The organism is Endozoicomonas sp., assembly GCF_051008435.1.
Taxonomy (GTDB): domain Bacteria; phylum Pseudomonadota; class Gammaproteobacteria; order Pseudomonadales; family Endozoicomonadaceae; genus Endozoicomonas_A.
In genome coordinates this window covers 1-15,494 of sequence record NZ_JBPCXO010000163.1, presented here as the reverse complement: position 1 = coordinate 15,494, position 15,494 = coordinate 1, and the positions used below count along the sequence as shown (strand labels likewise).

Sequence of the window (15,494 nt, the reverse complement as noted above, 5' to 3'; positions counted from 1 at the left end):
TAGAACGAGTCGAATTATTCGATGGATTCGTGAGAATAGTTGACCTATTTAATCGAATTCATCGAATAATTGGGCCGTTCTTTCTGGAATTTAGGCCGAAATAGTCTTAAGTCCGACAGGCTCCTAGACAATCCTGATACCTGCCTCCTGAAGGAAGGCATTATGGCGATATCCCTGCAAAAATACTTTTTACTATTTCAGAGAAATTTGAATCCTGCATTCAGACGCCTGAGCTCAAACCTTTCTGGAATGATAAAGAGCACTTTCTTTGCCACCTTTTATCATCCCAAGACGACTCTGCCCGCAAGAAGCGGGCAGCGTCTGTCTGGGTATTAATTACTCTATTGTGCCATTATTCTTGAAGCTGGGCAGCTGAGTCCAGCTAGGCCAGTGCATCCAGATATAAACGGCCTTACCCACAATATTCTGTTCAGGTACCGTGCCCCAGTATCGACTGTCGTTACTGCGATCCCGGTTATCCCCCATCATAAAATACTGTCCCTCAGGAATCACCCAGGCACCTTCAGAGCGCAGACTTCTCAGACCCAGATCCTTGCGAATCTCATGACTTTTGCCATCAATAGTCTCTTCAAACAACTGATAAGGTCCACCCTCATCTCTCAGTTCCGCGATGTACTTCTCAGGAACCGGGTGACCATTGATGGTCAGTTTTTTGTTCATATAACGCACTTCATCACCCGGTATACCAATCACCCGCTTGATGAAATTGATATTCGGGTTTGCCGGCTCCTTAAAGACCATCACATCACCACGCTGAGGTTCATTGATAGAGACCACTTTGGTCCCAATCACGGGCAGACGAAGTCCATAGTCGAACTTGTTCACCAGAATGAAGTCACCTACCTGAAGTGTTGGAATCATGGAACCGGAAGGAATCTGAAACGGCTCAAAAAGAAACGATCTCAGTACCAGTACCAGAGCCAGAACCGGAAAAATCGACTTGGAGGTCTCAATAATACTGGGTTCTTTCTCCAGCTTGGCCAGTGCATCCGGATCAGGTTGAGAACCTGTACTGGACTTGAAATTCTCTATGGCTGCTTTTCTCTTAGGCAAAAAAACCAGTTTGTCGAGCAGCGCAATCAGACCCGTTATAAAAACCGCCAGTACCAACAGCAGTGGAAAATTAATATCCATGGTTATTTGTTCTCAGATACCTGATCTCTATTCTACCGATAATCTGTCAAAACAGATGAAACCACTGTTTTAACGGGCGAAGTTTGCTCTTGCAGAAAAGCCTGTCAGCAACGACAGGCTGATTCTGTTTTATTTATCGACCTTCAATACCGCAAGGAAAGCTTCCTGAGGGATTTCAACCCGGCCCACCTGCTTCATACGTTTCTTACCTGCTTTCTGCTTCTCCAGCAGTTTACGCTTACGGGAAGCATCACCACCGTAGCATTTGGCCGTCACATTCTTGCGCAGGGCCTTAACGGTGGTTCGAGCACAAATCTGACCACCCACTGCGGCCTGAATGGCCACATCAAACATCTGACGCGGGATAATCTCTTTCATTTTATCGGCCAATGAACGACCACGGGACACCGCATGATCCTTATGAGCAATCAGCGCCAGTGCATCGACTTTCTCGCCATTGATCATAATATCCAGCTTCACCATGTTAGCCGTTTCGAAACGATCAAAACTGTAGTCCAGAGAAGCAAAGCCACGGCTTACCGATTTCAAACGATCAAAGAAGTCCAGAACCACTTCGTTCATGGGCATATCATAGGTGACCGCCACCTGACTGCCAGTGAACTGCATGTCTTTCTGAACACCTCGACGCTCAACACACAAGGTAATCACGTTACCCAGATAATCCTGTGGTACCAGAATGTTAGCCTGAACAATAGGCTCTCTGATTTCCTGTATACCCGCCGGATCAGGCAGCTTGGATGGGTTATCTACCTCAACCAGGTCACCATTTTTCATCTCAACTTCATAGATTACTGTAGGAGCCGTGGTAATCAGGTCGAGGTCGTATTCACGCTCCAGACGCTCCTGAATAATTTCCATGTGCAGCATCCCCAGGAAGCCACAACGGAAACCAAAGCCCAGGGCATCACTGCTCTCTGGCTCGTAGAACAATGAAGCATCGTTCAGGCGCAGTTTTTCCAGAGCCTCGCGAAATGATTCAAAGTCATCAGAACTTACCGGGAACAGACCCGCATAAACCTGTGGTTTGACCTTCTGAAAACCAGGCAGTTCCGGAACATCCGGTGTTTTTGCCAGGGTCAGGGTATCACCGACAGGAGCACCATGAATGTCCTTGATACCGGCAATAACGTAGCCTACTTCACCCGCTTTCAGCTCGCCAGTTGCATTCATCTTTGGAGAAAAGATACCTACATTATCAGCCCCGTGGGTCTGACCGGTCGATTTGACGAGAATCTTGTCTCCTTTCTTCAGAGTACCGTTTTTAACGCGTACCAGAGAAACAATGCCCAGATAGTTATCAAACCATGAGTCGATAATCAGGGCTTGTAAATCACCCTTGGTATCGCCTTCCGGAGCAGGAATGGTCTGGACCAGACGTTCAATCACATCTTCGATACCCAAACCACTTTTAGCAGAACAACGCACTGCATCCAGTGCATCAATGCCAATAATTTCCTCAATTTCCTGTGCCACTCTCTCTGGTTCTGCCTGAGGCAGGTCCATTTTATTGAGCACGGGCATCACTTCCAGCCCCTGTTCAATGGCGGTGTAGCAGTTAGCTACTGACTGGGCTTCAACACCCTGAGCAGCATCTACAACCAGCAGGGCACCTTCACAGGCAGAAAGAGAACGGGACACCTCATAGGAAAAGTCCACATGCCCGGGAGTATCGATAAAATTCAGCTGGTAGGTTTTACCATCCTGGGCGGTATAATCAAGCGTTACACTCTGGGCCTTGATGGTAATACCACGCTCACGCTCAAGTTCCATGGAGTCAAGCACTTGAGCCTGCATTTCACGATCGCTCAAACCTCCGCAGTTCTGGATAAAGCGATCGGCCAATGTCGACTTACCGTGGTCGATATGGGCAATAATGGAAAAATTCCTGATATGACTTAAGTCGCTCACGATTGCAATCACTACAAAAAATTTGTCCCCGCTCAGAGTTCAATCTCTTTCACGAGGACAGTTGTTCAGCTTGCAGGGTCTTCACATGCCTGTACGACAGGCAGCAAAGCTGCTGTATATTCAAACAGATTCTACAGCATCTGAAGATACAGATCACCCCTGAAGACTTGAAACCCCAGCTACAACTTCATCAGGAGAGGCCAGGATTAGCAAAAAAGATCAAGTAGACGGATTTTTTCTCTGTCAGACTCCCAGGAGCCTGTCGGACTTATGCTTTCAAGCATAAATTTCAGTAGAACGAGTCGAATTATTCGATGGATTCGTGAGAATTGTTGACCTATTTAATCGAATTCATCGAATAATTGGGCCGTTCTTTCTGGAATTCAGGCCGAAATAGTCTTAAGTCCGACAGGCTCCTAGAACACAGCCTGCTGCCATTTCGGGCAACAGGCTGTCTGAAAATCACTCTGCCAGGCGGAAAGAGATATACCCTGACTGACCGCCGCGCACCACTCGCATGGAGACAGAGCGATCCCTGGGCAGATCCGTCACAATTTTGTTAAAACCCTTAACGGACTCAATACGGTTATTGTTCAGGTCCGTTACAACATCCCCCTGACGAAGACCTATTGAACGAGCCACACCGGAAATAACACCAGTAACAACAACCCCTTTGACATCCTGCTCAAGGCGGAGCTTATTGCGATAATCATCGTTAAGCTCTTCCACCTGAATACCCAGGCGGTTTTTCTTCATGTCTGGCGTTGCCGGACGGTCTGCACGCTGACCCTGCTCATCAGGCAGCTCACCCACTTCCACAGAGATGGATTTTTTCTTGCCATCGCGTATCAGCTCCAGTGTCGCCTTATTGCCCGGAGTGATGACACCAATAGCCATAGGCAGACTGCCCGACCTCATAATCTCACGACCATTCACACGGGTAATAATGTCGCCAGGATGCAACTTGGCCTTGTCGGCAGGTCCGCCAGGTACCACCTGACCGATCAAAGCACCCATGGGCTTATCAAGACCAAAGGACTCAGCAAGGTCGCGATCCACTTCCTGGATAGCCACTCCCAGCCAGCCACGGGTGACATAACCTTTCTCCTTCAGCTGTTCGACAGCCCATTCAACATGATCGGAAGGAATCGCAAAAGACAGCCCCATAAATCCACCGGAACGGGTAAATATCTGGGAATTGATACCAATGACTTCCCCTTTCATATTAAACAGAGGGCCACCAGAATTACCCGGATTAATGGGCACATCAGTCTGTATAAAAGGCACATAAGCGTCGCTTGGCAGACTCCTGTTCAGGGCACTGACAATACCTTTAGTAATGGAGTACTCAAAATTAAAGGGCGAACCAATGGCAGCGACCCATTCACCCGGCTTAACCCGCTCAGAATCGCCCATCTTCACCACAGGCAAACGCCTGTTACTCTCGATTTTCAGCAGAGCCAGATCAGATCGTTTGTCCGCACCTATCAGCTTGGCGACCTTTTCACTGCGATCATGCAGTCGCACAATAATTTCTTCTGCACCCTCCACCACATGATTATTGGTGAGAATATAACCATCTTTAGAAATGATAAATCCGGAGCCTGATGACATTGGCTGAGGCTTACCCGAAGGCGCTTCAGGCATAGGGACACCAAAATATCGCCGGAAAATTTCAGGCAGTTCTTCACCACCCGGACCATAAACCTGACTGCGCCCCTGTTTCGGGGTAGAAAGTGTGCTGATATTGACAACAGCTGGCGAAGCTTCTTCAAACAACCGGGTAAAATCCGGAAGATTGTTAGCCTGAACCATCTGCACAGAGAGCAGTGAGAGACTCAGAAAATAGATAAAGTTCCTGAAAAGAAGGTTGACCCTGTTCATGAACCAGACATCTCCTTACATCCTGTGGTTAGAGACCCAGAATGGGTGTTGTGAGTAATAGAATTTAGCGAGATTAAAGGCTAAGCGGACCAGGACTGACGTGTTGTTATTAATTCAGGCCCGACCACCTTGCGAGGTAGCACCTTAATCACTTTAACGCGACACATGTCGCTGGTTGATTGACCCAGCAGACGCACAGGGATAAACCCGGCAGCCAGACCGGCTATAGCAGACAAGGCAGTAAGAAGATCATTCCAGCCAACGGCAGTGGCCAGCCAGAGCGATCCCATCATGAAAATCAGCGGCATCAGATAAACCAGAAGCGAAGCTCTCATCAGGGCACTTTCAGGTATACCGATCACTACCTGATCATTCTCTTCTATCGAAAAGTCATTACTTGCCCGGATATAGGATTGCTGCTTGCTGGATCGGTACTTCTCCAGCAGATTCTGACCACAGCCATTACGTGCACTGCAACTGGAACAGGTGCTTTTGCGGATAGTTTCTACCCACACAGCTCCCTGCTCTACGGTCACAACCTTGCCTTCTTCCTCAATCATTTATCTGCCTGCTGACTCTGCTCTCTGGGACGAACTGATACGGCAATTCTTTCGGCAGTACCGAGAGGAATCTCGCCCAGGACAGTGACATGAAAGTATTTCTCACCGTTACGAAACACTTTGGACACTGCGGCCATGGAACCAATCTGCTCGGTTGCCTGACTCAATACCCGGGTTTCGTCCGGTTCAACAAAAACTGAAAAGCTTGCCAGACCATCAGAAAAGTTCAATGTATCAACTTTCTGATTGCTTACGGCCGAATTTCGACTGCTGTGACCACGAGGTGAAAAACCTTCGGGTAGCCAGCCTGCCTCCCAATTCCACTCAACTTTCTCGGGAATTGCTTCGCTCTTCAATTTTACTACATTCTTGCCTGCTGATTCAGGCAGTTTACGCTTTAACCGCTCCAACTCTTCCCGGCTTAACTGACCGGGAAACTCCAGACTGGTGAACTGCATTCTCTCAATGATCCTGCCTTCACTGTCCACCATGACGGACTTGAGCAGAAGACCGGTCCGACGATCCAGCCATAACTGGTAGCCATAACGAAACCGATCCGTTGGAACTACCAGAAGCTGTACCGCTTCCCGACCTGCTACCCGATCCAGAGCAGCTGGCTTCAGCTTGTAATGCTTGTCAAAGTGACCGGAAGTAAAACGACCCACCATAGGGACCAGAGATTCATGCTCAAATCTTGCAGGCTCTCTTCCGGCACTGGCAAAAGTAATATGACTACCTTGACGAACCATCTCTCTGGGCAAGCCATCAAGAAAAGCAATACTTTCCAGTTCCTCTGACTGACCATCCACTTTCTGAAGCGTATGCGTTACTGCCAAGGTTTCTAGGTTAGCACCCTGTTGGTAAACAAAGTGTCCGCGATAGGTAAGATTTTGAGTGGCCTGAATCATGGTTTCCAACCACTTTTCAGGCGTATCAGCAGATTCAGATGATGGATCGGCAGCAAAAGACTGCCCATTGAAGGCTGCCAGCAGTACCAGCAGCAACGGGATAACGCGCTCCCTGTTCAATCGAATTCCTTTCATAAACTCATTGTGATTCAAAGGTGGTCAAGCGAGCAAAAGGGAGAACTCCCTGTCCTGAATTCATGGCACTCATTTCAGCATGCTGAAGTGCATAAGCCCTGAAGCGTTCTTTGGTGGCTCTGTCGGCAACACTCTGGGCCTGTGCCAGCTGCTCCGGTGTAATACTGTCATGCTGTCGTGAGCTGTAACCCGCTTTGATTCCAGAAGCCCCATAACCGTTCTGGGCAATCTGCACAGGCTGAGACAGCGTAATCTGATCATTAGACGTGGTCACAAGAGGCAACGCATCCGGGGTCGTATTGTAATTTTTCACACCCAGCAACACGGCAAACGCGACAGAAGCTGCTACTGCTACCCGCCCTGCTTTAGACCACCACTGATCAACAACACCCAGAATGCCATGACTGGAAACGGTGGTTTCTTTAGTCACAGAATGAGGGGGTTCTGATTCCAACCTGTCACGAATACCGGCTGACAGGTCAACATTCATAAAATCATTGGATTCGTGCCGAAGCGCGTCACCCATCATTTGATATCTGCGGGCTTTATCCCGCAGGTCTTCATCGCTGCCGATATTATCCAGCACACGTCGAAGCTCAAACTCTCCAGCCTCACCGTCCATAGCTGCGGACAGTGATTCCTTTAACCTTTCCTGGGCATGATTGTGAGATGCTTTCTCACTCATAGGCATACCTCTGGTCATCCAGTCTGGCCGATACTCAAAGCAAAAAGTACCAGCAATAATTTCAGTCAACATTAACCATGAAAATAATTTTACTCCCAAAAGGGATAAAATCATTTTCTTTGCTCATGGCTGCAACCGCCTGTTATTCGTCAACTTCGACGCAACAGAGGCTCCACTTCCTTGTCGATGGCTTCCCTGGCCCGAAAAATCCTTGATCTCACGGTCCCCACAGGACAGTCCATAACATTGGCAATTTCGTCATAGCTGAGACCATCAAACTCTCTCAGCATTACAGCAGTTCGCAATTCATCCGGTAGACGTCGGATCACATCATGGATCACCTGCTCAATCTCATCCCGGTACAGATTCCGCTCAGGTGTATCAACCACCCTCAGGGCCGCTGCTGTATCCAGAAAATCTGCATCGTGTACATCAATGTCAGATTCCGGAACCTTACGGCCCTTGGAAACCAGATGATTCTTGGCAGTATTCACGGCAATTCGGTACAACCAGGTGTAAAAAGAACTGTCGCCGCGAAACCTGTCTATCGCCCGGTAAGCCTTGATAAAAGCTTCCTGGGCTACATCCTGCACTTCCTGATAGTCAGAAATATAACTGCCTACCAGGCCCAGTACCCGGTGCTGATATTTGAGCACTAGCATATCGAAGGCCGCTTTATCGCCCTTCTGCACGCGCTCAACCAGCTGCTGGTCCGCCTGTGGATGTTCTACCATAGAGGGGGTCTCCCGCTATTGCAGAAAATACACGGGCGAACGGGAAAGGAATGGACAGACGAAACAGTCAGTTCAAAGTGCACACAATGGTGCCCTGACTGACCAGACTCTCCCCCCTTCCACAGACACATGCCTGTGCTGCGAATTCTATCTGCTTCTATATAGACCATGTTTCGGCCAGAAAGTTCCCGAACTCATTCAAAAAAATTTCACAGTATCGGCTGAAAACTGATTCGGATCATCACAGCGTACTATAGTGCTCACCATAATTTCTATATACTTGATACCGATTTCTCAGTGTTTTATAACGCCGTACGTTGAGTCTGCTTCTATACAGCCAAGAGCGGAGACACTATTACGAACCTTTGGAACGTAAATTTTACACTGTAAAGGCGAGTGATATTCTCCGTACAAACCATCGGCAATCTATGACGCAGCTTTAGATTGAAGTGAGTTTAACCGTCATGGTTCTGAGTTCCAGTTTCACCTGTAAAACGACCAGAACCACTTCATGCTCAGCATAACACCCGGAGAAAACATCAGGTGCTCAAAACCAGACCCTCTCTCGGGGATGAAATGATTGATACGGCCAATCACCATGAGCAAAGAAACCTATTTTGCCAAACACTCATCTTTGAAAACGGCAAAATATTTTTCACGAAACAAAACGCCTGAAAGCCCAGGACAATATTTGGCTTTTGATACAGGAAACTGCACAGTCTGGCCTGAACACCCAAGCCTCAGCGGATAACATCCCTGACCGTGTTCATGGTTATTTCCAGATCAGAGTCAGCGAGTGACAGATGCCTGATACAGACCCCGCAGTCTGTTATTAGAAGAACCAGGGAATATAGATGCATCCAACATTAGACTATGACGTAGTAATCATCGGCAGTGGCGCAGCCGGATTGACACTGGCACTGCACCTGGACAGCCACCTGCGGGTTGCCATTCTCAGCAAGGGAGAGCTAACAGCCGGCTCTTCAGCGGGAGCCCAGGGTGGTGTCGCAGCGGTTCTGGACACCCAGGAAGACAGCCTGGACAAACATATAGAAGACACCTTGGTGGCCGGTGCCGGTCTGTGCAGGGAAAGTACCGTCAAACACGTTGTAGAACAGGGCAATGCCAGCATTCAGTGGCTTATTGACCAGGGCGTTCCCTTTACCCGCGAACAGGAAGATGAAAAAAACTTTGATTTTCATCTGACCCGGGAAGGCGGACACAGCGCCAGAAGAATCATTCATGCAGCAGACGCTACTGGCAGAGCCATTTCAGAAACCCTGATTGATAAAGCCAGAAAGCAGCCCAATATCGACCTTTATGAGCATCATCTGGCCATCGATGTTGTTTCTACCAGCAAACTTGGTCTGCATGAACAGAGATGCGTGGGGGTCTATGTTCTCGACGTCCAATCTGATCAGGTGAAATTGTTTCGTGGGCGTGCACACGCTATTGCCAGTGGTGGCGCCAGCAAAGCTTATCTCTTTACCAGCAATACCGATGGTGCCAGCGGTGATGGCATTGCAATGGCCTGGAGAGCGGGCTGCCGGGTTGCCAACCTGGAATTCAACCAGTTCCATCCCACCTGTCTTTTCCACACCAAGGCCAAATCCTTCCTTATTTCTGAAGCGGTCCGGGGCGAAGGCGGCTTACTGGTGCGGCCAGACGGCACTCGCTTCATGGACGACTACGATCACCGTGGCGAGCTGGCTCCCCGGGATATTGTGGCCAGGGCTATTGATCATGAGATGAAGAAACTGGGTGCAGACTGCCTGTTTCTGGATATCAGTCACAAGCCCAGGGAATTCATTATTTCCCACTTCCCGAATATTTACGAACGCTGCCTGGAATACGGCATCGACATGACCCGCGAACCTCTCCCGGTCGTTCCCGCCGCCCATTATACCTGTGGTGGTATTCTGGTTGATTTGAAGGGTCAAACCGATCTACCCGGTCTCTATGCCATTGGAGAATGCTCGTTTACCGGCCTTCATGGCGCTAACCGCCTGGCAAGCAACTCACTGCTGGAATGCTTTGTCAGCGCCAGAAGTTGCGCCGATGACATTAACCGCACAATCGCCGAACAGCACCCCTGCCCTGAAATTCCAGCATGGGATGACAGCCAGGTATCGGACTCTGATGAGAACGTTGTTATTTCTCATAACTGGGACGAACTCAGACGATTCATGTGGGACTATGTGGGCATTGTCAGAACCACCAAGCGGTTGCTTCGAGCCAGAAACCGGTCCAGATTACTGCAACATGAAATCCACGATTTTTACAGCCACTTCAAGATCAGTAATGACCTGATTGAGTTGAGAAATTTATCTCAGGTGGCTGAGCTGATTATTGATTGTGCACTTTCACGACAGGAATCCAGAGGACTGCATTACAATCTGGACTTTCCCTTTACGCAGGAAGACAGCAAAGAAACCATTCTGATACCGGATAATTTTGTACCGGAAAACGCAATCAGTTTTTGATTTCGCACACTGGAATTCACAGGGCCATTACAAAGCGGTGGATTCCAGTTCTTTGCCAACAGGTAAAGCATTCCGCCTTTGTTCAGGTGAGATAAGCAAAGCCCCCAGACACCCGGCCAAACCACTGACCATCAGATAGAAGGCGGGAGCCGCCTGCATCTCAGTAACACGAATCAACCCCATGGAAATCACGGGACCAAAGCCAGCAAAAAACATGGCACCTATGTTGTAAACCGAAGCCATTCCCGTAAACCGGATACCTATGGGAAATGCTGAAACCACCAGCAACAGAGAAATACCTTCAATACTCCCCCACAGAACCGCACCCATCAGAGCTGTCACTAACAAATTAGCTTCACCAGAGGCATACCAGTAGAACAGCGGCCAGGCAGTTACGGCAATCAGCAAAGAAGGCCCCAGCATTAAATAACGCCGGTCTACCCGATCGGCCAACCAGCCAACGAGCAAACAGACAGGAACACCGGCAAACATACTCAGCCCATTCGCCATTGCTACTTCTCTGGCCGGATAGTCGAGCAGGCGAGTCAGATAACCTGGAATGAATAACACCAATACCGTCACCGAGACCAATACCGGCATCACCAACAGTAACCCGGTCAGTATCTGAGCTTTGTAAGTCTTCAGCATGGTGATCACAGGCACTTTTTCCACACCACCACGGGCTACCAGCTGCCTGAAAACTTCTGGCTCGGCAAACCGTCTTCTGATCACGTAACTCACCGCCCCAAGAGATCCTCCCAGGATAAAGGGAACCCGCCACCCCCACTCCACCACCTGCTCCATGGTCAGAAGATGAATCAACACACCATGAACAATCACCCCCAGCAGAATACCAGCCAGCGATCCCGCCCCCAGCATACTGACAGCAAACCCCTGGGAACGGGCCGGGACTGTTTCATAAAGGTATGTGAAGGCGCCAGAGAACTCCCCGGCAAAAGAAAAACCCTGAAGAAATCGAAACAGAGCCAGCAAAACCGGCGCTAACAGCCCCAGCTGAAGGTAACCAGGCAGTAAACCGATGCATAATGTCGAAATGGCCATTAACAAAATGGTGACAGTAAAACTGGCTTTACGACTATGACGATCACCCCAATGACTGAACGCGATTGCCCCCAGTGGCCTTGAAAGATAACCCACAGCAAAAGTGATAAAGGTATTGATGAGTGAACTGGTGGTGTCAGAGGCAGGAAAGAAAACCAGTGAGATGTAGGTTGCCAGGTGCGCATACACGGTAAAATCGTAAGCTTCAAGGAGTCCACCCAGGGATGTAATCGCTATCACCTTTCTCTGGGGTAAAGCCATATTGGTTTCCTTTTAACTGAATAACCTGAATTTAAAAAATATTCATCAATGAATTGCCAAGACCGCGCTCTGAATTCCTCAAGGAATGAATCCAGACAAAACAAAGATGTTGCCCGCTCAATTTAATAGCGCAGCAACACCTTTTTTGACCACCGCTGGAGTCAGTTTATCCCTTCCTCATGAACCGTCGATCAGTTCGCCATAATCATGGACAGCTGCTTGAGACGAAGGGTAGAAGGCAGGAAGTCATGACAGCCCACTGAAATGGCCGCTTCTATCAACTGGGCAATTGAGTGAACATCAAACTTTTTCTTCAAATGCTCTATGTGGGATCGGATGGTGTTTTCAGACAGAGACAAAATACCTGCAATCTGTTTGATCTGCTGATTACAAATCAGAAAGAACAGCACCTCGGACTCCCTGGGGCTCAGACTGGGCATAACGCCAACCCTGAAAGAGGACTGCCCACTGGCTCTGCCATCGAGTTTCATCAGGCAGCGTATATTCATGGCAGCCTTCATCCATGACTGCGTCACTGAATAACCATGACTGAGAACACCGTCTACCTGGTGCAGACGATTGTAATGAGGCTTTTTCTTGGAGATGTAAGCAAACCAGCCATTCCCTCCCGGATGAACATTCAGGACGGTGATCTCTTTTTTCTCCTTGATACAAATATTGTTCTGCTCAACGATCTGATCAGAGCAGCGACTGAAGATGGGGGCGGGAATATCAGTAAACCGCTTGCCACAGACCTTGTAACGCAGAGGAATACCAAACAACCAGGAGGAATGCTCATTCAGATAGAATGCTCTGGCATGACAATCATGCACACCCCAAGCCTGCATCCGGTCGTGTTCCATAAAATGCATAAAGTCACTGGAGAGTTCTGGAGCAGAAGGTACGCTATCAATACAGGTCATTTTGTTATCACAATCGGTATGACTCATTCACAAGGTTTGCTCATGCCTACCATGACTACAGATACTGAACTACAAGCTGGAAGCCTGACACTCTCTCTGAAATGCATCCCCAGAAACTGGGCACAGAGCAACATCAGTCCCAATCCATTGCGTCGTAATTCAAGGCAAACCCAACCTACGAATGAACAAGGATAGACCAATATCAACCCTGCTTGTGCGAACGATCATATTTAAAATAAAACGAACATAAGTACCATTTTCTGTCGTTAATCAGACCGGTTCACACGGCCCGTCATGAGCAACACGGCATAACTCTGACGACGCTATCTCTGCCCTTTTCCCATCAACAGTAATCGCAAACGGAGAGCATGAAGGGCAGCCGGATGATCAGAATCTGCAAAGAAGTTTACTGAATAGTTTCGCTCATCTTCACCACGAAAGCTGAGACACATCAACCAGGGCAACACCAGCCACTCTCCCTTGGGCCAACAGGGTTGCCAGCCTTTAGAGGTTTCTATAAACCAGCAATTATTTTGCCAGCGAATAGCCAGCACACTGGTGAGAAGGCTTTTTTTCAACCGTAAGCGATAATAGTGAGTGGCATAAGCCGTCAGGGCAGCAAACAACAAAAAAGAATAAAAGAAATTGAGAGAGGTGAGCAGCAATGCCAGTAAAGCAAGAAGATAACAGAATAAAGCCAGGATGAAGTGGCGAACAGACGTGCCTGCCCGCACTTCAATCAGAGGATCACGGGGCGCTGACCGCACTGTTCAAACCACTACGAGCATGTTGCACAACCTTATCCACGATCTTTGCCAAACCCGGGTCCTGAGGACGACCATCGCCCATAAACCAGGCAAACAGATCCGGATCTTCACAATCGATCAGCTTCAGGTAGAGGGATTGATCCTCTTCAGACAGATTCTTGAAAGCCTGATTGGTAAATGGTTCGAGCAGAACGTCCAGCTCCAGCATACCGCGTCGACTGTGCCACTGCAGGCGTCTGAAATCATCAGCGCTCAACATTATCGGAATACTCCCTTGATTGAGTTCGATAAACCGGACCAGAAAAAAGCCTTGTATCAAGACTGCGCAGAAGCCGACTAAGAATAGACAAGTCAGGCTCCTTGTATCCAGCGACTGCATTATACGGTTTAGTTAGAGCCCTGAATACTCTATATTATGACGACCAATATCCAACCTGCCTTTGGCTGTTTTCTATTGTCCGTCAGCAGAAAATACCACAAGGGCATCAGACAGGATGCCAGTTCAAACAACCCTGAACAAAAGAAACCACCTTTCCTTACCCGGTAAAGAAAGACGGCTCAGGGTAAAACAGCAGACTGACCTGCAGATATCTGAAACAAGAACACTGTTCAGAATTAAACACTGTCCAGAACTAAACACTGTCCAGAACTAAACATCGTAGAGTATTAATCATGACTACCGATCGGGAAGAAAGGTTCCAACAGTTTTTTACTGAGCGGGGCGCTCGTTATGAAAACGGCAAACTGCTTGGCTTCGGTGAGACCTCGCCAACGTCTGACCCTGATAGTCCGATATTATCGATTCTGGACCAGAAAGCATTTTTGAATATTTCTGGCCCCGACACACTGAAGTTCCTCCAGGGACAGCTTACCTGCAACCTTGACACTCTAAACACTGATCAGTTTTCAGGGGGAGCAGCCTGCACCCCCAAAGGCAGAATGTTTACCAGTTTCACTCTGCTCAATGCCGGTGATGATCAATTTATGATGGCCATGCACCAGGGACTGGTTGAAACCACCGGAACAACCCTGGGAAAGTACGCCGTTTTTTATAAGACCGATCTGATACCAGACCAGAAGTACATTGGCATCGGGCTTTCCGGAAAAGCCGTTGAAGAAAAAATAGACAACCTGTTCAATGACGTTCCCGATGGCAACAGCGCTCTTAATATCAATCAACAGGGCTGGCTTTTAAACGTCTCTGGTGCAGTAACACGCTTCGAACTCTGGATGACTCTGGAACACCTCGAAACACTTTGGGATAGACTGACCGAGCAGTTTAATCCAACAGGACAACAGCATTGGCAAATGCTCGACTGCCTGTCGGTTGAACCCAGCCTCTCACCAGAAACGACCGATAAATACATTCCCCAACATCTGAATCTGCCCTCACTGAAAAGCGTCAGCTTCAGAAAAGGTTGTTACACCGGACAGGAAATTGTTGCCCGGATGCAAAACCTGGGTCAATTGAAAAGCCGTTGCTACCGCCTCAGCTCAGACCAACAACTGACGCTTGAACCCGATACACGCCTGTTCAACAGTGCCGGTAAAGGCATTGGCGAAGTGATCGAAAGCATTAAAACCGAAGAAGGCACTGAACTGCTTGCAGTCATTCGAGTCGAAACTGCTGAAGAGAATGATGTGCGACTGGAAAGTGGGGAAGGACAAAAACTGAACTGCCACCCACTGCCTTATGAGGTGGACCCTAAACAGGAACTGCAATATTAAAAGTCACCGGGAGAGCATGCTCTCCCGGTATGCCTGACTGGCCATTATCAGTCAGACATTTTAGCCAGCTATCAGGCCGCTTGCCAGTTAGCAGCAATCACCGGATTGATCTGATCCCTGGTATCCTGAGGCAATTGAGCATCACCTGCAGGCGGTGCATCAAAACCTGCCATGGCATTGACCAGGTTATCGATCTTATTGGCCAGAAGCACCGCATCGCTGGTACGGATTTCATCCAGCTTTTGAGCATCATTGCTATACCAGTCCTGCACAGTAACCT

At 48.5% G+C, this 15,494-nt stretch carries 14 protein-coding genes; 2 read left to right on the top strand and 12 right to left on the bottom strand.

Annotated elements, in window-relative coordinates:
* Positions 1–336: 336 nt before the first annotated feature.
* The 7 genes from lepB to rpoE all read right to left on the bottom strand — a co-directional run bounded on the left by lepB (position 337) and on the right by rpoE (position 7,990).
* Positions 337–1,155, bottom strand: a complete 819-nt coding sequence (gene lepB, locus ACR2PX_RS08070) for a signal peptidase I (RefSeq protein WP_433998844.1) — start codon at positions 1,153–1,155, stop codon at positions 337–339.
* Positions 1,156–1,284: 129 nt separating this feature from the next.
* Entirely contained in the window at positions 1,285–3,084 is a 1,800-nt protein-coding gene (lepA, locus tag ACR2PX_RS08065; RefSeq protein WP_433998843.1) for a translation elongation factor 4, read from the bottom strand.
* 462 nt (positions 3,085–3,546) lie between these two features.
* Positions 3,547–4,968, bottom strand: coding sequence for a DegQ family serine endoprotease (locus ACR2PX_RS08060; RefSeq protein WP_433998842.1), 1,422 nt, complete (start codon positions 4,966–4,968; stop codon positions 3,547–3,549).
* A gap of 80 nt (positions 4,969–5,048) precedes the next feature.
* Positions 5,049–5,528 carry a SoxR reducing system RseC family protein gene (locus tag ACR2PX_RS08055; RefSeq protein WP_433998841.1) on the bottom strand — a complete coding sequence of 160 codons (480 nt, stop codon included), beginning with the start codon at positions 5,526–5,528 and terminating at the stop codon, positions 5,049–5,051.
* Complete coding sequence (locus ACR2PX_RS08050; protein ID WP_433998840.1) at positions 5,525–6,571, bottom strand: MucB/RseB C-terminal domain-containing protein; 1,047 nt, start codon at positions 6,569–6,571, stop codon at positions 5,525–5,527. The genes ACR2PX_RS08055 and ACR2PX_RS08050 overlap by 4 nt, the downstream gene beginning before the upstream one ends.
* Before the next feature lie 4 nt (positions 6,572–6,575).
* Positions 6,576–7,256 carry a sigma-E factor negative regulatory protein gene (locus tag ACR2PX_RS08045; protein ID WP_433998839.1) on the bottom strand — a complete coding sequence of 227 codons (681 nt, stop codon included), beginning with the start codon at positions 7,254–7,256 and terminating at the stop codon, positions 6,576–6,578.
* Positions 7,257–7,405: 149 nt separating this feature from the next.
* A complete protein-coding gene (gene rpoE / locus ACR2PX_RS08040; protein WP_433998838.1) occupies positions 7,406–7,990 on the bottom strand; it encodes an RNA polymerase sigma factor RpoE in 585 nt (194 codons plus the stop codon).
* Positions 7,991–8,844: 854 nt separating this feature from the next.
* On the opposite strand from rpoE, the gene nadB reads away from it, so the two are divergent.
* Positions 8,845–10,473: an L-aspartate oxidase gene (gene nadB / locus ACR2PX_RS08035; RefSeq protein ID WP_433998837.1), complete on the top strand. Its 1,629-nt coding sequence runs from the start codon at positions 8,845–8,847 to the stop codon at positions 10,471–10,473.
* Between the two features lie 27 nt (positions 10,474–10,500).
* Here the strand turns inward: nadB and ACR2PX_RS08030 are convergent, their stop codons facing one another.
* The 4 genes from ACR2PX_RS08030 to ACR2PX_RS08015 all read right to left on the bottom strand — a co-directional run bounded on the left by ACR2PX_RS08030 (position 10,501) and on the right by ACR2PX_RS08015 (position 13,745).
* Positions 10,501–11,796 carry an MFS transporter gene (locus ACR2PX_RS08030; RefSeq protein ID WP_433998836.1) on the bottom strand — a complete coding sequence of 432 codons (1,296 nt, stop codon included), beginning with the start codon at positions 11,794–11,796 and terminating at the stop codon, positions 10,501–10,503.
* A gap of 191 nt (positions 11,797–11,987) precedes the next feature.
* On the bottom strand, positions 11,988–12,746 hold the full coding sequence (locus ACR2PX_RS08025; protein WP_433998835.1) for a helix-turn-helix transcriptional regulator: 759 nt from the start codon (positions 12,744–12,746) through the stop codon (positions 11,988–11,990).
* Between the two features lie 296 nt (positions 12,747–13,042).
* Positions 13,043–13,486 carry a protein YgfX gene (locus ACR2PX_RS08020; RefSeq protein WP_433998834.1) on the bottom strand — a complete coding sequence of 148 codons (444 nt, stop codon included), beginning with the start codon at positions 13,484–13,486 and terminating at the stop codon, positions 13,043–13,045.
* Positions 13,467–13,745 (bottom strand): succinate dehydrogenase assembly factor 2, encoded by a 279-nt coding sequence (locus ACR2PX_RS08015; RefSeq protein WP_433998833.1) that lies wholly within the window; start codon positions 13,743–13,745, stop codon positions 13,467–13,469. The genes ACR2PX_RS08020 and ACR2PX_RS08015 overlap by 20 nt, the downstream gene beginning before the upstream one ends.
* Before the next feature lie 413 nt (positions 13,746–14,158).
* Between ACR2PX_RS08015 and ACR2PX_RS08010 the strand changes: the two genes are divergently transcribed.
* Complete coding sequence (locus tag ACR2PX_RS08010) at positions 14,159–15,214, top strand: YgfZ/GcvT domain-containing protein (protein ID WP_433998832.1); 1,056 nt, start codon at positions 14,159–14,161, stop codon at positions 15,212–15,214.
* Positions 15,215–15,285: 71 nt separating this feature from the next.
* On the opposite strand, the gene ACR2PX_RS08005 is transcribed toward ACR2PX_RS08010, so the two are convergent.
* A partial coding sequence (locus ACR2PX_RS08005) for a hypothetical protein (protein ID WP_433998831.1) occupies positions 15,286–15,494 on the bottom strand: 209 nt, incomplete at its 5' end.